Genomic DNA, 20,079 nt, shown 5'->3' on the forward strand with positions numbered 1-20,079 from the left:
GCAACGACCATTATAAAGGATGTGGGGCATTCGTGCGAACCCTCATCTGCATAGACGGTTTAAGCTTTTTGAATCAGTTCTAAAAAGTCGATATTTGAGCGGGTTGAAGAGGGTAGAATACCGTGTTGTACCACTTCGCCGAGCGTATATTGATCCAGACTCTGATAAAAACATTCGAGTGCCTGATCTAAAATACCTTTCAGTCCACAGTTGGCTCGAAGGACACAGGGAGGGGTATTGCACTCAACAATTTGATGGTTACCTTGTAAGGTTCGGACAATTTCACCGAGTTTCAAATTCTTGGCTTCTGGATTTAACCGTAAACCACCGCCTTTACCACGGATGGTGACAATCCAGTGTTGTTTCCCCATGAAGTGCACCACTTTCACCAAGTGATTTTGCGACACATGCAAATCTTCAGCGATATCTGCAATCGTGTACGGTACATCACTCGGGCGAGCGACATACATCAGAATCCTGAGTGCATAATCAGTAAATTTATTGAGTTGCATGGGATTTCACTCAATTGATTGCTTAAAATAGAAAGGGCCAGTCTAACATAGACGAGCCCTCTGCAAAACGTCGCGTGAATTAGCTGAGCTTCACACCACCGGTACCAAAGGCTTCACTGTGAATATTGGCCGCAGGAATACCTCGTGCAACCAGTGCCTGATGTTGTGCTGCCATAAATGGCATTGGGCCACATAAATAATAGTCGGCATTGCTTGGTAATAAGGCTGCATCCATCGTGCTTAAATCAAGCCGGCCAGCAGCATCATAATCTTGACCCAGTACATCTTCTGCATGTGGGAATTCATAGGCCGTGAAGGTACTTAAACGAGGGTATTTGGCTTTAACCTCTTCAATGTGTTTCTTCATGGCATGCACTTGGCTGCTACGACAGGCGTGAATGAAGTTAACGGGTTGTGGTAGATCCAGAGTCACCAACTGATTCAGCATGGCAATCATTGGGGTAAGGCCCACACCACCACTGATAAAGACATTGCGTTTAGTACTGTCAATCAGATAGAAATGACCTGTGGGTGCAGACACTTCAATCTCTGAACCTTCAGCCAAACTGTGTAAAGTGCTAGATACCCAGCCCCCTGCAAGCTCACCTTTTTCATCTTCACGTTTCACCGAGATACGTAAATAATCCGCTTGTGGGCTGGTTGATAGCGTGTACTGACGCGGTTGTCTTAAGTTTAATTCAGGGACAAACACGCGAACTGAAATATATTGGCCTGCTTCGTAGTGCGGTAATGCGCCGCCATCGACAGGTGCTAAATAGAAAGAGGTGATTTCATCGCTTTCTACGACTTTTTTGGCAATCTTGAAATTACGCCAGCCTAACCAACTGCCTTTCGCTTGTTGGTGCTGATCATAAATCGCTTTTTCAGTGCTGATAAATAAATCTGCCAATTGGCCATAAGCGGCAGCCCAAGCTGCGATCAATGGATCTTCCATCGAGATGCTGAGTACCTCACTGATTGAATGCAGCAGGTTTTCACCGACAATACCGTAATCAGGAGCTTGAATATTCAAGCTCACATGTTTATGTGCAATCATTTCAACCACAGGCAATAGTACCGAAGGGTCTTCGATATTTTCAGCATAAGCCAACACAGCGCCAGCCAATGCCTGTGCTTGAGCACCGCTACGCTGATGACCCATATTAAAGGTTTCTTTTAATTCGGGATGATTGCTTAACATACGGTTATAAAAGTATCCAGTCAATGCAACACCATTTTCACGCAGAACAGGAACAGTGGCTTTTACTAGGTCAATTTGCTGCGGAGTCATGTTTGATCTCTCTTGGCGATTACTTATAAGATGTATTTAAAATACATCTTATAAGGTGTATTTGCAATGCATATTTAAATAAAAGCCATAAAAATTAAGGGATATTAAAATATCCCTTAATTTTTAGAAAGATAAGGTTTTTATTTACCAAATAGTGAACCCAGTAAACCACGTACAATTTTCTGTCCTGTAGTGCCACCTAGGCTGCGTGCAGCGCTTTTAGCAAAAGTTCCGACGATATCTTGAGTGAGCTTTTCCCGATCACGTTGGGATTTTTCAGCAGCTTTTTGTTGCTCGCGCGCAAAACGTTCTTGTTCTTTGGCTTGTTGCTTGGCCAAAGCATCCTGTTCTTTACTTTGCTGTTTGGCTAATGCGTCGGCCTCTTGTTGTTGAGACTGTTGCAGTACTTTCTTTTGCAGCATTTCATAGGCACTGTCTCGATCTACTGCTTGGTCATAGACCCCTGCGACAATACTTTGCCCAATAATCACTTGGCGTTCTTCGGGAGTAATTGGGGTAAAGGAAGAGTAAGGGGGCATCACCCAGCCGCGTTCCACGATTTGTGGTGTTCCTTGTTCATCAAGGCAGCTAATCAAGGCTTCACCGACTGCGAGTTCGGTAATCGCTTGATCGACTTTAAACTCAGGATTGGCGCGGAAAGTATCGGCTGCAGTTTTGACTGCTTTTTGATCTTTGGGGGTGAAGGCGCGTAAGGCATGTTGTACGCGATTCCCCAATTGTCCTAAAACGCTTTCTGGCAAATCCAGTGGATTCTGGGTGATAAAATAAATTCCCACACCTTTAGAACGGATCAGGCGGACCACTTGTTCAATCTTTTGCTGTAAGGCTGGGCTGGCATTATCAAACAATAGGTGGGCTTCATCGAAGAAGAACACTAACTTCGGTTTGTCCATATCGCCGACTTCAGGGAGTTGCTCAAACAGTTTCGACATCATCCACAATAGGAAGGTGGCATACAGCTTCGGGGTGTTCATCAACTTATCAGCAGCGAGAATGTTGATATAGCCATGACCATTGCTATCGGTTTGAATGAAATCGAGGATATTCAGGCTTGGCTCGCCAAAGAACTGTTCACCACCTTGATCGCCTAAAGCCAGTAAATTACGTTGGATTGCACCCAAACTGGCAGGAGAGAGGTTGCCATATTCTGCTTTAAGCTCAGAGGCATTTTCACTGACATAGCTCAGCATGGATTTAAGGTCTTTGAAGTCAATCAGCAGTAGACCCTGATCATCAGCGATCCGAAATACAGCTGAAAGCACACCTTCTTGAGTATCATTCAGATTCAGCATTTGTGCCAAAAGGAGAGGACCAATTTCTGAAATGGTGGTGCGAATCGGATGACCTTGCTGACCAAATAAATCCCAAAAAATGACAGGCGCAGCGGCAAAAGGAATGGATTCTATCTGCAGGCTTTTTAAGCGCTCATCAAACTTTGGATTGCTGCTACCGGCTTTGGCAAGACTGGAGACATCGCCTTTGGCGTCAGCAAGAAAAACAGGGACGCCGAGGCGAGAAAAACTTTCGGCCATGACTTTGAGCGTGACGGTTTTGCCCGTTCCTGTGGCACCTGCAATCAGGCCGTGTCGGTTTGCAAATTTAGAATGCAAAACAATATCTTGTGTCGTATCTGTGGTTTTTTTAGCAATAACGATTGGTGTACTCATTCTTCACCTGTTTCTAATTTCATTCGAGCTGTTTTAGTGCGTTTTGGATATCTTGAATTAAATCTTCTGGATGTTCTAGTCCTATACAGAAGCGAACCAATAAACCTTGTTGTAAATGTGTATTCTCTAATGTGCGTATCTGTTTGAGGTCATACAGCATGACTAGACTAACGGGGCCGCCCCAACTAAACCCAAGTTTAAAGAGTCTTAAGTTGTCACAGAATTTTCGAATTGCAGCAAGATCATATTCAGCTTTGAAAATGACACTGACCAAACCTGCACTTTTGCCTGTGGTACAAATCTCGCTCCAGAATGAATGGCCTGCTGCATCTGGTGAACTCGGATGTAAAACCTGACTGAACTGAGGTTGTTGCTTGAGCCAATCAAGCAGGAGCTGCGCATTCTGAGCTTGTTGCTCATAACGTAAAGACATATGTGCCAGACTGCGCTGAATCTGTGCAGCATCATCCCCTGAAATTGCAATGCCTTGAATCGCATGCATGCGAAACAGTCTGTGATGGAGTGCTTGGTTACGGGTCACGACTGAGCCCATCAGGATATCCCCCCCGCCACTTGGGTATTTGGTCAGTGCATGCACGGTGATGTCTACGGACAGATGCTCATCTGAAAAATCAAAGGCATTAAATGCCAGCCCAGCGCCCCAGGTATTGTCCAGTGCGGTGAGCACCTTGGCTTGTTGGGCTTTTTTTACCAAGTTTTTTAAATCGGGAAATTCGAGTGTGACCGATCCTGCTGCTTCGAGCCAGATCAGTTTGGCTTTTTCGGTCGGTTGAAAACTGTCAGCGTCAACAGGGTTGTATATTTTAACCGTGATGCCATAACGGTCTTGCAAGTTGTTTAAATGTTCCAGATTGGGGCCATAGATGTTGTCTGCCACCCAGACCTCATCACCCGAATTTAAAATTGCACTATTCACGAGATTAATCGCGGATAAACCACTCGGTGCAAGCAGGCAATAACGCCCGCCTTCAATTTGGGCAATATTGTCCCCTAAAGTAAAGGTGGTTGGTGTGCCATGGGTACCATAACTATAGTCATAAGCATCAGTCCAATGACGATCAAAAAGGTGCGCTGTGCTTTTAAAAATAATCGTCGATGCACGAAATAGGGGAGGTTGAATGGTTTCAATGTATTGAGGAGCTTGTCTAGGTGCATGAATCAACTGGGTTTGTACTTTATTGTGTGTTGTCATAGGGCAGAATCAAGTCAAGATAATGAGTTAGGTTAAGAGAAAATTGGACAGGCGACTAGTACTTTGCTGCTTTTGTGCTGAATCGTTACAGATTAAAGCAATCGTTAAAAACTGGCTTTATTTTTGCTAAGACTAATCATCATTCTAACGATAATAGGTTTTAGCGCATGAAGTCGCATTTAAGAGTACATTATTTTCAGCACATTGCTGGCGAAGGTTTTGGCAGTTGTTATGACTATTTGAAAGCACATCAAGCAAAAATTACCGCAACTGAATTTTTTGCCTTACCCGTTGATTTGCCATTGGAACTGGAAGCCCTGCCACGTGTAGATGAGGTTGATCTACTGATTATTATGGGGGGAACCATGAGTGTGAATGATGAGGTAAATTATCCTTGGTTGAGATTGGAAAAGAGATGGCTGCGCCGATATTTGGCAGCAGGCAAACCTGCGATTGGCCTGTGTTTGGGTGCGCAGTTGATCGCAAATGCGTTGGGAGCGGCAGTGGGTCGTAACCCTCATCAGGAATTGGGCTGGATGGATGTTGGACGTGCTTCACACGTACCAGACGACTATTTTCAGATTCCGGAACGGTTGAATATTTTACAATGGCATAGTGAGACCTTTGAAATCCCGAAAGGTGGAATTCGTCTGGCGGAGAATAAAGTATGCCGCAATCAAATGTATCAAATTGGACGGAATGTATTGGGATTTCAGTTTCATCCGGAAATGACGCCCCATGCATTGGCCTTGTTAATTGAAAATGAAGAAGAGATGGCTGTTTTTAATGGCGCATATGTGCAGCCGATGTCTGAATTAAAAAGAACTTTGAAAAATAAATTTGAGCAAGGCAATCGTTTGTTGAATCAGGCAATTGATTATGTCGTGAGTGCTTGAACGGAGAAAATGCTTAAAAAATGAAAAGAGGAATTGCATAAGACTTAAACAATCGTTATAATGGGCGACCCTCAAATGGAGGGCGTTCACTACGAAGAAAGTAGTCAACGCATTACAGTCGTGGCATCGATCACGACCATAGTGATTTTCACTGCCCTTGACACTTACCAAAAGGTGAGGTGCGTCATGGGTGATTCTTTATATATTTGGCTTGGAGTTTACTGGTATGTCTAACCAGAGAATTCGTATCCGTTTGAAGTCTTTTGATCATCGTCTGATTGATCAATCTGCTCAAGAGATCGTAGAAACCGCTAAGCGTACTGGCGCACAAGTGTGTGGTCCAATCCCGATGCCTACTCGCATCGAACGCTTCAACGTTCTTACTTCACCACACGTCAACAAAGACGCTCGTGACCAGTATGAAATCCGCACTTATAAACGTTTGATCGACATCGTTCAACCAACAGATAAAACTGTTGATGCATTGATGAAGTTAGATCTTGCTGCTGGTGTAGATGTTCAGATCGCTTTGGGTTAAGGCTTTCGGTTGATTAACTTTTAAGTTAATTAGGCCGCTTTATTAGAGGTTTATGCACATGGCTATTGGTTTAGTCGGTCGCAAATGTGGTATGACTCGCGTCTTTACAGATGCTGGTGTATCTGTACCTGTTACAGTTATCGAAGTCGATCCAAACCGCATTACGCAAATCAAAACACTTGAAACTGATGGTTATCAAGCAATTCAAGTAACTACTGGTGAACGTCGCGAATCGCGCGTAACTAACGCTCAGAAAGGTCACTTCGCGAAAGCGGGTGTTGCTGCTGGTCGTTTAGTTAAAGAGTTCCGTGTTACTGAAGCTGAGCTTGAAGGCCGTGAAGTGGGTGCTTCTATCGGTGTTGATTTGTTCACAGTTGGTCAAATTGTTGACGTAACTGGTCAATCAAAAGGTAAAGGTTTCCAAGGTGGTGTTAAGCGTTGGAATTTCCGTACGCAAGATGCTACTCATGGTAACTCTGTATCTCACCGTGTATTAGGTTCTACAGGTCAAAACCAGACACCTGGTCGCGTGTTCAAAGGCAAGAAAATGGCTGGTCACTTAGGTGACGAACGCGTAACAGTTCAAGGTCTTGAAATCGTATCTATTGACGCTGAACGTTCTGTTTTAGTTGTTAAGGGTGCTATTCCTGGTTCAACTGGCGGTGACGTTATTGTACGTCCTACCATCAAGGCCTGAGGGGAAATACTGTGAATTTAAAAACTGTTTCCGGCTCTGCTGTTGAATTGTCTGAAGTTGCTTTCGGACGTGAATTTAACGAAGCTCTTGTACACCAAGTTGTTACAGCTTACTTAGCTGGTGGTCGTCAAGGTACTCGTGCTCACAAATCACGTGCAGATGTTTCTGGCGGTGGTAAAAAGCCATTCCGTCAAAAAGGTACTGGTCGCGCTCGTGCGGGTTCTATTCGTAGCCCGATCTGGGTAGGTGGTGGTAAAACTTTTGCTGCTCGCCCACAAGATTGGTCTCAAAAAGTAAACCGTAAGATGTATCGCGGTGCAATGCAATGTATCTTAGCTGAACTTGTTCGCCAAGATCGTCTTGTATTAGTTGAAGAGTTTGCTGTTGCAGCTCCAAAAACTAAAGACTTGCTTGCAAAACTTACAGACTTGAATGCAACTCGCGCATTGATCATTACAGATGCTGTAGATGAGAACTTGTATCTCGCAGCTCGCAACCTTCCACACGTTGATGTGGTTGATGCTACTGCTATTGATCCTGTTAGCTTGATCGCATTTGATAAAGTTGTAATGTCTGTAGCTGCTGCTAAGAAAATTGAGGTAGAACTCGGATGAACAACGAACGTATCTATCAAGTCCTATTAGGACCAGTATTCTCAGAAAAAGCACAAGTTTTAGGTGATACTGCTGGTGTTCAGGTGTTCAAAGTTGCATTAAATGCAAACAAACTTGAAATCAAAAAAGCAGTTGAGCAACTCTTCGGTGTTGAAGTTGTAAAAATCAATACAACGATCACTAAAGGTAAAACAAAACGCTTTGGTAAAACATTAGGACGCCGTTCTGATGTGAAAAAAGCATACGTCACCCTGAAAGCTGGCCAAGATGTAGAAATGGCTGACTTGGGCGATACCGCTGAAAACGCAGCGGAATAAGGACGAGAATTATGCCAATTCAAAAATGTAAGCCAACGTCTCCAGGACGTCGCTTTGTAGAGAAAGTGGTTCATGACCATCTTCACAAAGGCGCGCCTTATGCACCGTTGGTAGAAGCTAAAAAACGTACTGGTGGTCGTAATAACAATGGTCACATCACTACACGTCACGTGGGTGGTGGTCATAAGCAAAACTACCGTATTGTTGACTTTAAACGTAACAAAGATGGTATTCCAGCGACTGTAGAGCGCATCGAATACGATCCTAACCGTACAGCTCATATTGCTTTATTGAAATATGCTGACGGTGAACGTCGTTACATCATTGCACCTAAAGGCTTACGTGCTGGTGATAAAGTTCAATCTGGTAACGATGCTCCAATTCGTCCAGGTAACTGCTTGCCACTTCGCAACATGCCAATCGGTTCTACCCTTCATAACCTTGAACTTAAAATCGGTAAAGGTGCTCAATTAGCACGTTCTGCTGGTACTTCAGTTCAGTTATTGGGTCGTGATGGTTCTTACGCTATCGTTCGTTTACGTTCTGGTGAAATGCGTAAAGTCCATGTTGAATGTCGCGCTGTTATTGGTGAAGTTTCTAACCAAGAAAGCAACCTTCGTTCATTGGGTAAAGCTGGTGCTGCGCGCTGGCGTGGTGTTCGTCCTACCGTTCGTGGTATGGCGATGAACCCAGTAGATCACCCGCATGGTGGTGGTGAAGGGCGTAGCAAAGGTATTCAACCTGTAAGCCCATGGGGTCAAAAAGCTAAAGGGTACAAGACACGTACCAATAAGCGTACGACTAAGATGATTATTCGCGACCGTCGCGTCAAGTAAGGGAATCTGAATAATGCCTCGTTCATTAAAAAAAGGTCCATTCGTCGACGCGCATTTGTTCGCTAAGGTTGAAGCTGCTGTAGCTGCTAACAACCGTAAGCCGATCAAAACTTGGTCACGTCGTTCAATGATCCTTCCAGACTTTGTTGGTTTAACAATTTCTGTTCACAATGGCCGTAACCACGTTCCAGTAATTGTTACTGAACACATGGTTGGTCATAAATTGGGTGAATTCGCGCCAACTCGTACCTATCGTGGTCACGGTGTTGATAAGAAGTCTAAACGTTAATAGGTGCTATGATGGAAGTTACTGCTAAATTACGCGGTGCCGCTATCTCGGCACAAAAAGCACGTTTAGTTGCTGATTTGATCCGTGGTAAGTCGGTTGCGCGAGCGCTAGACATTTTAAACTTCAGCAACAAGAAAGCAGCTGTGCTCGTTAAAAAAGCACTTGAATCTGCAATCGCGAATGCTGAACACAACAACAGCTTAGATGTTGATGACCTTAAAGTAAGTACGATTTACGTTGATGAAGGCATGAGCCTTAAACGTATCATGCCACGCGCTAAAGGCCGTGCAGATCGTATTACTAAGCGTACTTGTCACATCACCGTTAAGGTAGGGGTTTGATATGGGTCAGAAGGTTCATCCAATCGGTATCCGCCTAGGTGTTGTGAAACGCCATAACGCTAACTGGTATGCGAATCCGAAACAATACGCTGAATACTTGCTTAAAGATCTTCAAGTTCGTGAGTTTTTAATCAAAAAACTTAAAAACGCGATGATCAGCAACATTCTTATCGAACGCCCTACTGGCGCTGCTAAAGTAACAATTAGCACTGCTCGTCCTGGTATCGTTATCGGTAAAAAAGGCGAAGATATTGAGAAATTACAGCGCGAACTCACCAACATTATGGGTGTTCCAGCTCAAGTTAGCATCAATGAAATTGATCGCCCTGACTTGGACGCACGTTTAGTTGCTGAAGCGATTGCTTCTCAATTAGAAAAGCGTGTTATGTTCCGTCGTGCTATGAAGCGTGCGGTTCAAAACACGATGCGTGCTGGCGCTAAAGGTATCAAAGTTGAAGTTTCTGGCCGTTTAGGTGGTGCAGAGATTGCTCGTACTGAATGGTATCGTGAAGGTCGTGTACCTTTGCATACACTTCGTGCTGACATCGACTATGCTACTATGCGTGCAGAAACAACATACGGTACGATCGGTGTTAAAGTTTGGATTTTCCGTGGCGAGATCTTAGGTGGCATGAAACAAGTCATGAACCCTGCTCCTGCTGAAGAGCGTCCAGCTAAACGCGGTCGTGGTCGTGGTGAAGGTCAAGAGCGTCGTGGTCGTCGCGGTGACCGTGCTGCTGACAAGGGAGAATAATCCATGTTGCAACCTAAACGTACCAAATTCCGTAAAGTGCACAAAGGCCGTAACACTGGTCTAGCGCATCGTGGTAGTACAGTATCATTTGGTTCGATTGCAATTAAAGCAACTGAACGTGGTCGTATGACTGCGCGTCAGATTGAAGCTGCACGTCGTACCATTAGCCGTCGTATCAAACGTGGTGGTAAAATCTTCATCCGCGTATTCCCAGACAAACCAATTACCGAAAAGCCATTAGAAGTTCGTATGGGTAAAGGTAAGGGTAGCGTGGAATACTGGGTTTGTCAGATCCAGCCAGGTAAGATCCTGTACGAAATTGAAGGTGTTAGCGATGAGTTAGCGCGTGAAGCTTTTGCTTTAGCTGCTGCTAAACTCCCGTTTAAAACCACTATCGTGACTCGGACGGTGATGTAATGAAAACTAAAGATCTACGTGAAAAGTCGGTAGAAGAGTTGAAAGCTTTGCTTGATGAGCAACAGCTTAACCAATTCCGTCTTCGTATGGCGAAAGCAACTGGTCAACTAGGCAAATCGCATGAAGTGCAAATTGCTCGTAAGACAATTGCTCGTATCAAGACACTCCTTACCGAAAAACAGGGGAACGGACAATGAGTGAAAAAACAGTCCGCACGTTAACCGGCAAAGTCGTAAGCGACAAAATGGACAAGTCTATTGTTGTGCTTATTGAACGCCGCGTTCAACACCCGTTGTATGGCAAATCAATCCGCCGTTCAACTAAATTACACGCTCATGATGAAAACAATGTTGCTAAATTAGGCGACTTGGTAACCATCAAAGAAAGCCGCCCAATTTCTAAAACTAAAGCTTGGACTTTAGTGGAAGTAGTTGAAGCTGCTGCTGAGTAATTAGACGTTCTTGTTGCATCATCGGACAATTTCGAGTACTCTTTGAGCCTTTCGAAATTGCGACCGGTGATGCTCGGTTTTGGAGTAGGGCAATGATTCAAACCGAAAGTATGCTCGACGTAGCAGACAACAGTGGTGCACGCCGCGTACAATGTATTAAAGTACTTGGTGGTTCACACCGTCGTTATGCTTCAGTTGGCGATATTATTAAAGTTACTGTAAAAGAAGCAATCCCACGCGCACGTGTTAAAAAAGGTGACGTGATGAATGCTGTAGTTGTTCGTACAAAATTCGGCATCCGTCGTCCAGACGGTTCAGTTATTCGTTTCGACGATAACGCAGCTGTTATTTTGAACAACAACAAAGCTCCGATTGCTACTCGTATCTTCGGACCAGTGACTCGTGAACTTCGTACTGAACAGTTCATGAAAATCATTTCATTGGCTCCTGAAGTTCTATAAGAGGCAATCATGGCTAAGATTAAAAAAGGCGATCAAGTAATTGTGATCGCAGGTAAAGAAAAAGGCAAACAAGGTGTTGTTTTGTCTGTTTCTGAAGATCGAGTTAAGGTCGAAGGTCTTAACTTAGTGAAGAAGCATCAAAAGCCAAACCGTGTAACTGGCGCTGAAGGCGGCATCGTTACTCAAGAGGCTACGCTTCATATTTCAAACGTGGCAATTTTTAATGCTACAACCCAAAAGGCTGACCGTATTGGTTACCAAGTGATTGATGGCGCGAAAACTCGTGTTTATAAATCAAATGGTGAATCAGTGGCGGTAGCGAAGTAATAGGTTGAAAAGGCAATGGCCAGACTTAAAGCACGTTACAACGACGAACTTAAAGCGAAGTTACAAGAAGAACTTAGCGTTAAGAACGTGATGGATATTCCTCGCATCACGAAAATCACCCTTAACATGGGTGTAGGCGCAGCTGCAACTGATAAGAAATTATTAGATGGCGCTGTTGCTGATATGCAACTCATTGCTGGTCAAAAACCAGTTGTGACGCTTGCGCGTAAATCAATCGCTGGTTTCAAAATCCGTGACGGTTGGCCGATCGGTTGTAAAGTTACTTTACGCGGCGACCAAATGTACGAATTCTTGGATCGTTTGATCTCGATCGCAATCCCTCGTATCCGTGACTTCCGTGGTTTCTCTGCGAAATCATTTGATGGTCGTGGTAACTACTCTATGGGTTTAAAAGAGCAAATCGTTTTCCCTGAAATCGATTTTGACAAGATTGATCGTATCCGTGGTTTAGACATCACTATTACGACAACTGCTCGTAGCGATGACGAAGGCCGTGCGCTTATGCGTGCATTCGGCTTCCCGTTCAAATAAGAGGTCGATATGGCTAAGAAAGGTATGATTAATCGCGAATTGAAACGCGAAAAGACAGTTGCTAAATACGCTGCAAAACGTGCTGAATTAAAAGCAACGATTGCAAATGTAAATGCAAGTGACGAAGAACGTTTCGAAGCGACATTAAAGTTACAGGCACTGCCGCGTAACGCATCTCCAGTACGTCTTCGTAACCGTTGTGGTTTAACTGGTCGTCCTCATGGTTACTTCCGTAAGTTCGGTTTAAGCCGTAACAAATTACGTGACACAGTAATGCAGGGTGATGTACCAGGCGTTGTTAAGGCAAGCTGGTAAGGAGCGACTAAATGAGTATGCAAGATACCGTTGCCGACATGCTAACACGTGTTCGTAACGCACAAATGGCAAAGAAACAAACTGTTTCTATGCCTTCTTCTAAGTTGAAAGTTGCAATTGCAAACGTACTTCAACAAGAAGGTTATATTTCAGATGTAGCAGTTGCTCAAGAAGAGACAAAAGCTACGCTGACAATTACTTTAAAATATTTCGAAGGCAAACCAGTTATCGAAACCGTTAAGCGCGTAAGCCGTCCAGGTCTTCGCCAATACCGCGGTAAAGATAAAATTCCTAGCGTTAAGCAAGGTTTAGGTATTGCAATTGTTTCTACAAGCAAAGGCATCATGACTGATCGCGCTGCACGTGCTGCGGGCATCGGTGGTGAAGTTATTGCTTTTGTTTCTTAATAGGTGATTCCTCATGTCTCGTGTGGCTAAAGCCCCAGTAACTGTACCTAATGGTGTAACAGTTACTCAGAACGGCCGGCAGGTCGAAGTGAAAGGCAGCAAAGGTACATTGTCTTTCAACCTGCATGCGCTGGTCGAGCTAAAACAGGAAGAAGGTAAACTTCAACTTGCTCCGGCTAAAGAGTCGAAAGACGCTTGGATGCAAGCTGGTACTGCTCGCGCTGTATTGAACAACCTTGTAAAAGGTGTTAGCGAAGGCTTCGAACGTAAGTTACAGCTTGTTGGTGTTGGTTATAAAGCTGCGGTTAAAGGTACTGTTGTAAACCTTAACCTTGGTTACTCACACCCGATTGACTACGCTTTACCTGAAGGGGTAACAGCGGAAACTCCAACTGCGACTGAAATCATTTTGAAATCAGCAAACAAGCAGATGTTAGGTCAAGTGGCAGCGGAAATCCGTGCATATCGTGCTCCTGAACCATATAAAGGTAAAGGTGTTCGTTATTCGGATGAAGTTATTCTTCGTAAAGAAGCTAAGAAGAAATAAGGCGCGAGGTTCTTATGAACGAAAAGAAACAAACCCGTTTGCGTCGTGCGAAAAGCACACGCTTGCACATTCGTGCATTGGGTGCGACTCGTTTGTGTGTAAACCGCACGCCGCGTCACATCTATGCGCAAGTTATTTCAGCAGATGGTGGAAAAGTTTTAGCGCAAGCTTCAACTTTAGATGCATCTTTGCGTAGCGGTTCTACAGGTAATGTAGATGCAGCTACAAAAGTTGGTGCTTTGATCGCAGAACGTGCTAAAGCAGCTGGTGTTACCAAAGTTGCATTTGACCGTTCTGGTTTTAAATATCATGGTCGTATCAAAGCCTTGGCTGATGCTGCTCGTGAAGGCGGCTTGGAGTTCTAATCATGGCGAAAGTTGAACAAAACGAAGGTCTCGTTGAAAAGCTGGTTGCCGTTGATCGTGTAGCCAAGGTTGTTAAAGGTGGTCGTATCTTCTCTTTCACAGCATTAACTGTTGTGGGCGATGGTAATGGTCGTGTAGGTTTTGGTCGTGGTAAAGCACGTGAAGTTCCAGCTGCTATTTCTAAAGCACTTGAAGCTGCTCGTCGTAACATGATTACTGTAGACCTCGCGGGTACGACTTTACAACACCCTGTGAATGCTCGTCATGGCGCAAGCCGTGTATACATGCAACCTGCTTCAGAAGGTACTGGCGTAATTGCTGGTGGCGCTATGCGTGCTGTTCTTGAAGCTGCAGGTGTACATAACGTACTTGCTAAATGTTATGGTTCTACAAATGCTGCTAACGTAGTAAACGCAACTTTCAAAGGTTTGCGTGATATGACTTCTCCTGAGAAAGTCGCTGCGAAACGTGGTCTTTCAGTAGAACAAATTCAAGGGTAATCAATCATGAAAACGATTAAAGTTACCCAGACTAAATCTTCTTCGCATCGTTTAAAAAATCATAAACTTTGCCTTCAAGGTTTAGGTCTGCGTCGTATTGGTCATACTGTAGAAGTGCAAGATACGCCTTCTAACCGTGGTATGATCAACAAAGTTTACTATATGGTTAGTGTAGAGGAATAAGCCATGACTCTGCGTTTAAATGAACTTGCACCTGCAGAAGGTGCTAAGCGTGATAACCGTCGTTTAGGCCGTGGTATTGGTTCTGGCGTTGGTAAGACTGGTGGCCGTGGTGTCAAAGGTCAAAATTCACGTAAAAGTGGTGGTACTCGTCCAGGCTTTGAAGGCGGTCAAACAGCGTTATATCGTCGTTTACCAAAATTCGGCTTCACTAGCCAAATCGCTTTGAAAACTGCTGAAGTACGTTTGTCTGAGCTGAATAAAGTTGAAGGTGATGTTGTTAGCCTTGAAACTTTAAAAGCTGCGAATGTTGTTCGTCGTGACCAAATTCGTGCTCGCATCGTTCTTTCTGGTGAAATCACTCGCGCATTCACTGTTCAAGGTGTTGTGTTGACTAAAGGCGCTAAAGCTGCTGTTGAAGCTGCTGGCGGTAAAGTCGAGGAGTAATCTCGAGTGTCTATGACTCCTAGTTCTTCAGGTCATGTCAACATGATGAAAGGCCAACCATTTCATGTGAAATACCGTGAAATTATTCGTCGATTAATGTTCTTGATTGGCGCGTTGTTGGTCTTTCGACTAGGAGCGCATATTCCGTTGCCGGGGATTGATAATGTAGCGCTAGCGCATTTCTTTAAAGCTAATGAAGGTACCTTCTTAGGTTTATTTAATATGTTCTCTGGCGGTGCATTAGAACGCATGTCGATTCTAGCGTTGGGAATCATGCCGTATATTTCTGCATCGATTATCGTGCAGTTAATGTCTACGGTAGTCCCTTCGCTGGAAGCTTTGAAAAAAGAAGGCGAGCAAGGCAAACGTAAAATCAATCAATACACACGTTATGGCACCTTATTTCTTGCACTGGTGCAAGGTGTAGGGATGTGTGCTGGCTTGATTAGTCAAGGTATTACCTTAACATCAGGTTTGGCATTCTATGTTCCAGCAGTAACTTCGTTAGTTGCGGGAACAATGTTCTTGATGTGGTTGGGCGAGCAAATTACCGAACGTGGTGTTGGTAATGGTATCTCGATGATCATTTTCGCAGGTATTGTGGCAGGTTTGCCGAATCTTGTGATTCAGTCGTTTACGTCTGTTCAAAATGGTCAGGGTAGTTTAATTGGATTAGTGGTATTCGGCTTACTCTCATTAGCCGTTTTAGCTGCGATCGTGTTTATTGAAAAAGCACAACGTCGTATTCCAGTGAATTACGCACAAAAGCAACAAGGTCGTCGTGTATTTACTGCACAGCAGACACATTTGCCATTAAAAATTAATATGGCAGGTGTAATTCCAGCGATTTTTGCAAGCTCATTGTTATTATTTCCAGCGAGCTTGGGGCAATGGTTAGGAAGTGCTGATCCAAATGCAGGGATTGTAAAACGTAGTCTACAAGATCTGGCATTGGTGTTATCGCCTGGACAGCCGTTGTATCTAATGCTCTTTGGCGCATTAATTATCTTCTTCTGTTATTTCTATACTGCGCTAGTATTTAGCCCGAAAGAAGTATCAGAGAATTTAAAGCGTAGCGGGGCATATGTGCCTGGTATCCGCCCAGGTGAGCAAACGGCTCGTTATTTAGATCATATTCTTAACCGTTTGACCTTCATTGGTGCAATCTACATTACCGTAGTGTGTTTAATGCCTATGGTGCTACAAAGCTCGTTCGGTATTCCATTCCATTTGGGTGGGACATCGTTACTGATTGTAGTGGTAGTGGTAATGGACTTTATGGCGCAACTCCAAGCGCACCTTACTTCGCATCAATATGATAATCAAACGTTAATGAGAAAAACGACTGCTCATCCTAAGGGATAAGCGCACTTAGAAGGTTTCATCATGAAAGTACAAGCTTCTGTAAAGAAAATTTGTGGTAGCTGTAAAGTTATCCGTCGTAATGGGGTTATTCGCGTAATTTGTAGCGCAGAACCTCGTCATAAGCAGCGTCAAGGTTAATTTAATTAAGACCTGTTGATTTCAGTAGGCTAATTAGGTTATTATCCGCCCCTCAAGATTTTTGTGGGGCGGTTGATTATCTTGACTGCCTTTTTGGAGAAAATTGAATGGCTCGTATTGCCGGTGTAAACATTCCGGATAACAAGCATGCTGTTATCTCTCTCACGTATATTTTTGGTGTAGGTCGCCACACTGCTAAGAACATCTTGGCTGCTGTAGGTATCACTGAAACTACAAAGATCCGTGAATTAGATGATGCTCAGCTTGATGCGATTCGTGCAGAAGTTGCTAAGGTTCCGACCGAAGGTGATTTACGTCGCGAAATTTCCATGAACATTAAACGTTTAATGGATTTAGGCTGCTACCGCGGTCTTCGTCATCGTCGCAGCTTGCCTGTTCGCGGACAACGCACCAAAACTAACGCACGTACCCGTAAAGGTCCGCGCAAACCTATTAAGAAATAAGATTTCTGGAAGCTAAAAGATGGCTAAAGATACTCGCGCACGCAAGAAGGTCACTCGTACCGTCTCTGAAGGTGTCGCACACATTCACGCTTCTTTTAATAACACCATTGTTACGATTACCGATCGTCAAGGTAATGCATTGGCTTGGGCTACCTCAGGTGGACAAGGCTTCCGTGGATCACGTAAATCAACTCCGTTTGCTGCTCAGGTAGCTGCTGAAGTTGCTGGTAAAGCTGCTTTAGATTACGGTTTGAAAAACTTGGACGTCCTTGTAAAAGGTCCTGGTCCTGGTCGTGAATCTGCGGTTCGTGCATTAGGTGCAGTGGGTTATAAAATTAACAGCATTACCGATGTGACTCCAATTCCGCACAACGGTTGCCGTCCACCTAAAAAACGTCGCGTGTAAGGAGAAACATTCATGGCTCGTTATATTGGTCCAAAATGCAAACTCTCTCGCCGCGAAGGGACAGACCTGCAATTAAAATCTGGCGTTAAACCGTTTGACGTTAAGACTAAAAAACATGCTAAAGCTCCTGGCCAACATGGCGGGGCTCGTGGTAGCAAACAATCAGAGTACTCACTACAATTACGTGAAAAACAAAAAGTACGTCGTATGTACGGTGTGTTAGAGCGTCAATTTAGTAACTACTACAAAGAAGCTGCTCGTGTGAAAGGCGCAACAGGTGAAAACTTGTTGAAATTGCTTGAAAGCCGTCTTGATAACGTTGTTTATCGCATGGGTTTTGGTTCTACACGTGCAGAAGCTCGTCAGTTAGTATCTCACCGTAGCATCACTTTGAATGGTCGTCGTGTTAACATTGCATCTATCCAAGTTAAAGCTGGTGATGTAATTGCAGTACATGAAGGCGCTAAACAACAATTACGTATTAAAAACGCAATTGAATTAGCTGCTCAACGTGGTATCCCTGCTTGGATGGAAGTTGACCATTCTAAGTTAGAAGGTACATTCAAAGCTGCGCCAGATCGTTCTGATTTACCTGCTGAAATCAACGAAAGCTTGATTGTAGAATTGTATTCTAAATAATCCTTGAGGTAGCAATAAATGACGCGTACTGCAAACGAGTTTCTAACTCCGCAAGCGATCAAGGTCGAAGCGGTGAGCGGGACCTCGGCAAAAGTGATTCTGGAACCTTTAGAGCGTGGCTTTGGTCATACTCTAGGTAATGCTTTACGTCGCATTCTATTGTCTTCTTTACCTGGCGCTGCTGTGGTTGAAGTGGAAATAGAAGGTGTCGAGCACGAGTACAGTACTTTAGAAGGCTTGCAGCAGGACATCGTCGAGCTCTTGCTGAACCTAAAAGGATTGTCTATTAAGCTGTTCGATCAAAATGAAGCATATTTAACATTAGAGAAACAAGGGGCAGGTGATGTAACTGCAGCTGACCTTCGTTTACCTCATAATGTTGAAGTGGTTAACCCTGATCATTTAATCGGTACTTTGAGTTCTACAGGTTCATTAAAAATGCGCCTGAAAGTTGCTCAAGGTCGTGGTTATGAAACATCTGACTCACGTTTCCCTGAAGGTGAAACACGTCCAGTAGGTCGTTTACAGTTAGATGCTTCTTATAGCCCAATCAAGCGTGTTTCATACACAGTAGAAAATGCTCGTGTTGAACAACGTACCGATCTTGATAAGTTAGTGATCGATCTTGAGACTAATGGAACTGTTGATCCAGAAGAAGCAATCCGCAAAGCGGCAACAATCTTGCAACAACAAATTGCAATTTTTGTTGATCTTCAGAAAGATCAAACGCCTGTTGCTCAAGAACCTCGCGAAGAAGTTGACCCGATCTTGCTTCGTCCAGTAGATGATCTCGAGCTTACTGTTCGTTCTGCTAACTGTTTGAAGGCAGAAAATATTTACTACATTGGTGATCTTGTTCAACGTACTGAAGTTGAGTTGTTAAAAACTCCTAACCTAGGTAAAAAATCGTTAACAGAGATCAAAGATGTTTTGGCATCGAAAGGTTTACAACTCGGCATGCGTTTAGAGAACTGGCCACCCGCTAGTCTCCGTATGGATGACCGTTTTGCCTATCGTAGCCGTTAATTAAGTAGGACTATCACCATGCGTCATCGTAATAGTGGTGTGAAATTAGGCCGTACAAGCAGCCATCGTAAGGCGTTGTTCCAAAATTTAACAAATGCTTTAGTAGAGCACGAGTTAATTAAAACAACTTTGCCTAAAGCGAAAGAACTTCGCCGCGTTGCTGAGCCTTTAATCACTTTAGCTAAAAACGATACAGTAGCAAACCGTCGTTTAGCGTTTGCTCGTACTCGTTCTGCAGCAACTGTTGGTAAATTATTTACCGTTCTTGGCCCTCGTTACAAAGAACGTAACGGCGGTTATCTTCGTGTTCTTAAAGCGGGCTTCCGTGCAGGTGATGCTGCACCGATGGCTTACGTTGAACTCGTTGACCGTGAAGTAAAATAATACTTCTACGTGTAGAACAGTCAGTTGTTCCAAAAAAGACCGGTGTAATAACCGGTCTTTTTTATTGTCTGGTTTTCATCAGCATTTGAAATAGAAAACTTTTAAATCATAATTTGCTGATCAATTGTCATTCGTAGATCAGGCCGATGTGCTAAATTAAGCCGTGTCACTATAAAAAATTAAATATAGATAAATATGTTCGATGTTGAAATTAAAATTCTAACTGTGAATGAGCTCAATGATTTTAGGGCGATTAGACTCTCCGCTTTAGTGAACACCCCAGAAATGTTTGGTTCTACTTATGCCGTAGAAGTGCTGAAACCATTGACGTTTTTTGAAAGCTGCTTATCAAATTCAACTACCTTTGGTGTTTATCACCACAATAGTATTATCGGTTTAGCAGCTTTGACACGAGAGCTTGGGGTAAAGCTTTGTCATAAAGCCTATTTATCCAGCGTATTTATTGAACCAGAATTTCAAAGACAAGGGATCGCCAGTCAATTACTGGATGCTGTCATTGAATATAGCAAAGACGATGTCGAACAAATTTTACTGAGTGTTGCCGATGATAATCAGCCAGCCATTGATTTCTATCAGAAACGAGGCTTTCAAGTTTATGGTGTAGAATCAAAGGCATTGAAAAATAAGGCAGAATATACAGATGAACTGTTAATGAAGCTTTTCTTGCGCTAGCATTTATTT

General features: G+C 43.7%; 33 protein-coding genes and 1 pseudogene. 30 read left to right on the forward strand and 4 right to left on the reverse strand.

Translation table 11 applies throughout. The annotated features are described in order from the left end of the window. Nucleotides 1-59: 59 nt before the first annotated feature. From NQU59_RS05540 to NQU59_RS05555, 4 genes are all read right to left on the reverse strand, one after another. Nucleotides 60-512 carry an RrF2 family transcriptional regulator gene (locus NQU59_RS05540; RefSeq protein ID WP_005238554.1) on the reverse strand — a complete coding sequence of 151 codons (453 nt, stop codon included), beginning with the start codon at nucleotides 510-512 and terminating at the stop codon, nucleotides 60-62. A 79-nt stretch (nucleotides 513-591) separates the two neighbouring features. Beyond that, the gene (gene hmpA / locus NQU59_RS05545; RefSeq protein ID WP_257065292.1) at nucleotides 592-1,803 is read right to left on the reverse strand and encodes an NO-inducible flavohemoprotein; all 1,212 of its coding nucleotides are present in this window, start codon (nucleotides 1,801-1,803) and stop codon (nucleotides 592-594) included. A 140-nt stretch (nucleotides 1,804-1,943) separates the two neighbouring features. Further along, on the reverse strand, nucleotides 1,944-3,491 hold the full coding sequence (locus tag NQU59_RS05550; protein WP_257065293.1) for a DUF853 domain-containing protein: 1,548 nt from the start codon (nucleotides 3,489-3,491) through the stop codon (nucleotides 1,944-1,946). A gap of 19 nt (nucleotides 3,492-3,510) precedes the next feature. Further along, nucleotides 3,511-4,704 carry a PLP-dependent transferase gene (locus NQU59_RS05555; RefSeq protein WP_257065294.1) on the reverse strand — a complete coding sequence of 398 codons (1,194 nt, stop codon included), beginning with the start codon at nucleotides 4,702-4,704 and terminating at the stop codon, nucleotides 3,511-3,513. A gap of 167 nt (nucleotides 4,705-4,871) precedes the next feature. Between NQU59_RS05555 and NQU59_RS05560 the strand changes: the two genes are divergently transcribed. The 30 genes and pseudogenes from NQU59_RS05560 to NQU59_RS05705 all read left to right on the forward strand — a co-directional run bounded on the left by NQU59_RS05560 (nucleotide 4,872) and on the right by NQU59_RS05705 (nucleotide 20,070). Further along, nucleotides 4,872-5,600: a type 1 glutamine amidotransferase gene (locus NQU59_RS05560; protein ID WP_005238558.1), complete on the forward strand. Its 729-nt coding sequence runs from the start codon at nucleotides 4,872-4,874 to the stop codon at nucleotides 5,598-5,600. A 226-nt stretch (nucleotides 5,601-5,826) separates the two neighbouring features. Then, entirely contained in the window at nucleotides 5,827-6,138 is a 312-nt protein-coding gene (gene rpsJ, locus NQU59_RS05565) for a 30S ribosomal protein S10 (protein WP_000070912.1), read from the forward strand. A 58-nt stretch (nucleotides 6,139-6,196) separates the two neighbouring features. After that, nucleotides 6,197-6,835 (forward strand): 50S ribosomal protein L3, encoded by a 639-nt coding sequence (gene rplC, locus NQU59_RS05570; protein ID WP_004657674.1) that lies wholly within the window; start codon nucleotides 6,197-6,199, stop codon nucleotides 6,833-6,835. Nucleotides 6,836-6,846: 11 nt separating this feature from the next. Next, nucleotides 6,847-7,449, forward strand: coding sequence for a 50S ribosomal protein L4 (rplD, locus tag NQU59_RS05575; protein ID WP_004804113.1), 603 nt, complete (start codon nucleotides 6,847-6,849; stop codon nucleotides 7,447-7,449). After that, entirely contained in the window at nucleotides 7,446-7,766 is a 321-nt protein-coding gene (gene rplW / locus NQU59_RS05580; protein ID WP_004641070.1) for a 50S ribosomal protein L23, read from the forward strand. Before rplD ends, rplW begins: the two co-directional genes overlap by 4 nt. Nucleotides 7,767-7,777: 11 nt before the next feature. Beyond that, nucleotides 7,778-8,602, forward strand: coding sequence for a 50S ribosomal protein L2 (gene rplB / locus NQU59_RS05585; protein WP_004657675.1), 825 nt, complete (start codon nucleotides 7,778-7,780; stop codon nucleotides 8,600-8,602). Nucleotides 8,603-8,615: 13 nt separating this feature from the next. After that, entirely contained in the window at nucleotides 8,616-8,891 is a 276-nt protein-coding gene (gene rpsS / locus NQU59_RS05590; RefSeq protein WP_004775885.1) for a 30S ribosomal protein S19, read from the forward strand. Nucleotides 8,892-8,902: 11 nt separating this feature from the next. Then, nucleotides 8,903-9,232 (forward strand): 50S ribosomal protein L22, encoded by a 330-nt coding sequence (gene rplV, locus NQU59_RS05595; protein ID WP_005238559.1) that lies wholly within the window; start codon nucleotides 8,903-8,905, stop codon nucleotides 9,230-9,232. A 1-nt stretch (nucleotide 9,233) separates the two neighbouring features. Further along, nucleotides 9,234-10,050 (forward strand): annotated as a pseudogene (gene rpsC / locus NQU59_RS05600) (30S ribosomal protein S3). Continuing rightward, nucleotides 9,990-10,403 (forward strand): 50S ribosomal protein L16, encoded by a 414-nt coding sequence (gene rplP, locus NQU59_RS05605; protein WP_004657678.1) that lies wholly within the window; start codon nucleotides 9,990-9,992, stop codon nucleotides 10,401-10,403. Before rpsC ends, rplP begins: the two are co-directional and overlap by 61 nt. Next, nucleotides 10,403-10,600: a 50S ribosomal protein L29 gene (rpmC, locus tag NQU59_RS05610; RefSeq protein ID WP_000849927.1), complete on the forward strand. Its 198-nt coding sequence runs from the start codon at nucleotides 10,403-10,405 to the stop codon at nucleotides 10,598-10,600. Before rplP ends, rpmC begins: the two co-directional genes overlap by 1 nt. Then, nucleotides 10,597-10,854, forward strand: coding sequence for a 30S ribosomal protein S17 (gene rpsQ, locus NQU59_RS05615; RefSeq protein WP_004657679.1), 258 nt, complete (start codon nucleotides 10,597-10,599; stop codon nucleotides 10,852-10,854). The genes rpmC and rpsQ overlap by 4 nt, the downstream gene beginning before the upstream one ends. Nucleotides 10,855-10,946: 92 nt before the next feature. Then, on the forward strand, nucleotides 10,947-11,315 hold the full coding sequence (rplN, locus tag NQU59_RS05620; RefSeq protein ID WP_004657680.1) for a 50S ribosomal protein L14: 369 nt from the start codon (nucleotides 10,947-10,949) through the stop codon (nucleotides 11,313-11,315). 9 nt (nucleotides 11,316-11,324) lie between these two features. Continuing rightward, nucleotides 11,325-11,642 carry a 50S ribosomal protein L24 gene (rplX, locus tag NQU59_RS05625; RefSeq protein WP_004641054.1) on the forward strand — a complete coding sequence of 106 codons (318 nt, stop codon included), beginning with the start codon at nucleotides 11,325-11,327 and terminating at the stop codon, nucleotides 11,640-11,642. Nucleotides 11,643-11,657: 15 nt separating this feature from the next. Further along, nucleotides 11,658-12,194, forward strand: a complete 537-nt coding sequence (gene rplE, locus NQU59_RS05630) for a 50S ribosomal protein L5 (RefSeq protein WP_004657683.1) — start codon at nucleotides 11,658-11,660, stop codon at nucleotides 12,192-12,194. Nucleotides 12,195-12,203: 9 nt separating this feature from the next. Next, nucleotides 12,204-12,509, forward strand: coding sequence for a 30S ribosomal protein S14 (rpsN, locus tag NQU59_RS05635; protein ID WP_004641050.1), 306 nt, complete (start codon nucleotides 12,204-12,206; stop codon nucleotides 12,507-12,509). An 11-nt stretch (nucleotides 12,510-12,520) separates the two neighbouring features. Next, nucleotides 12,521-12,916: a 30S ribosomal protein S8 gene (rpsH, locus tag NQU59_RS05640; RefSeq protein ID WP_004775883.1), complete on the forward strand. Its 396-nt coding sequence runs from the start codon at nucleotides 12,521-12,523 to the stop codon at nucleotides 12,914-12,916. Nucleotides 12,917-12,929: 13 nt separating this feature from the next. Next, nucleotides 12,930-13,463: a 50S ribosomal protein L6 gene (gene rplF / locus NQU59_RS05645; RefSeq protein WP_005238560.1), complete on the forward strand. Its 534-nt coding sequence runs from the start codon at nucleotides 12,930-12,932 to the stop codon at nucleotides 13,461-13,463. A 14-nt stretch (nucleotides 13,464-13,477) separates the two neighbouring features. Beyond that, nucleotides 13,478-13,828, forward strand: a complete 351-nt coding sequence (gene rplR, locus NQU59_RS05650; protein WP_005147119.1) for a 50S ribosomal protein L18 — start codon at nucleotides 13,478-13,480, stop codon at nucleotides 13,826-13,828. A 2-nt stretch (nucleotides 13,829-13,830) separates the two neighbouring features. Further along, entirely contained in the window at nucleotides 13,831-14,328 is a 498-nt protein-coding gene (gene rpsE / locus NQU59_RS05655; RefSeq protein ID WP_004657688.1) for a 30S ribosomal protein S5, read from the forward strand. A 6-nt stretch (nucleotides 14,329-14,334) separates the two neighbouring features. Then, nucleotides 14,335-14,511, forward strand: coding sequence for a 50S ribosomal protein L30 (gene rpmD / locus NQU59_RS05660; RefSeq protein WP_000849088.1), 177 nt, complete (start codon nucleotides 14,335-14,337; stop codon nucleotides 14,509-14,511). A gap of 3 nt (nucleotides 14,512-14,514) precedes the next feature. Then, the gene (rplO, locus tag NQU59_RS05665) at nucleotides 14,515-14,955 is read left to right on the forward strand and encodes a 50S ribosomal protein L15 (protein WP_005238561.1); all 441 of its coding nucleotides are present in this window, start codon (nucleotides 14,515-14,517) and stop codon (nucleotides 14,953-14,955) included. Between the two features lie 45 nt (nucleotides 14,956-15,000). Next, on the forward strand, nucleotides 15,001-16,320 hold the full coding sequence (gene secY / locus NQU59_RS05670; protein WP_171067087.1) for a preprotein translocase subunit SecY: 1,320 nt from the start codon (nucleotides 15,001-15,003) through the stop codon (nucleotides 16,318-16,320). A gap of 21 nt (nucleotides 16,321-16,341) precedes the next feature. Beyond that, a complete protein-coding gene (rpmJ, locus tag NQU59_RS05675) occupies nucleotides 16,342-16,458 on the forward strand; it encodes a 50S ribosomal protein L36 (RefSeq protein ID WP_000867907.1) in 117 nt (38 codons plus the stop codon). 107 nt (nucleotides 16,459-16,565) lie between these two features. Continuing rightward, nucleotides 16,566-16,922 (forward strand): 30S ribosomal protein S13, encoded by a 357-nt coding sequence (gene rpsM, locus NQU59_RS05680; protein ID WP_004657696.1) that lies wholly within the window; start codon nucleotides 16,566-16,568, stop codon nucleotides 16,920-16,922. Nucleotides 16,923-16,941: 19 nt separating this feature from the next. Further along, nucleotides 16,942-17,328: a 30S ribosomal protein S11 gene (gene rpsK, locus NQU59_RS05685; protein WP_004281491.1), complete on the forward strand. Its 387-nt coding sequence runs from the start codon at nucleotides 16,942-16,944 to the stop codon at nucleotides 17,326-17,328. A 12-nt stretch (nucleotides 17,329-17,340) separates the two neighbouring features. Then, nucleotides 17,341-17,967 carry a 30S ribosomal protein S4 gene (gene rpsD, locus NQU59_RS05690; protein ID WP_005238565.1) on the forward strand — a complete coding sequence of 209 codons (627 nt, stop codon included), beginning with the start codon at nucleotides 17,341-17,343 and terminating at the stop codon, nucleotides 17,965-17,967. Between the two features lie 18 nt (nucleotides 17,968-17,985). After that, nucleotides 17,986-18,993 (forward strand): DNA-directed RNA polymerase subunit alpha, encoded by a 1,008-nt coding sequence (locus tag NQU59_RS05695; protein WP_004657700.1) that lies wholly within the window; start codon nucleotides 17,986-17,988, stop codon nucleotides 18,991-18,993. Nucleotides 18,994-19,011: 18 nt separating this feature from the next. Then, complete coding sequence (rplQ, locus tag NQU59_RS05700) at nucleotides 19,012-19,377, forward strand: 50S ribosomal protein L17 (protein WP_004641032.1); 366 nt, start codon at nucleotides 19,012-19,014, stop codon at nucleotides 19,375-19,377. 195 nt (nucleotides 19,378-19,572) lie between these two features. Further along, nucleotides 19,573-20,070 carry a GNAT family N-acetyltransferase gene (locus NQU59_RS05705; protein WP_257065295.1) on the forward strand — a complete coding sequence of 166 codons (498 nt, stop codon included), beginning with the start codon at nucleotides 19,573-19,575 and terminating at the stop codon, nucleotides 20,068-20,070. The last annotated feature ends 9 nt before the right edge of the window (nucleotides 20,071-20,079 follow it).

The sequence above is a fragment of the Acinetobacter colistiniresistens genome (genome assembly GCF_024582815.1).
Lineage (GTDB): Bacteria > Pseudomonadota > Gammaproteobacteria > Pseudomonadales > Moraxellaceae > Acinetobacter.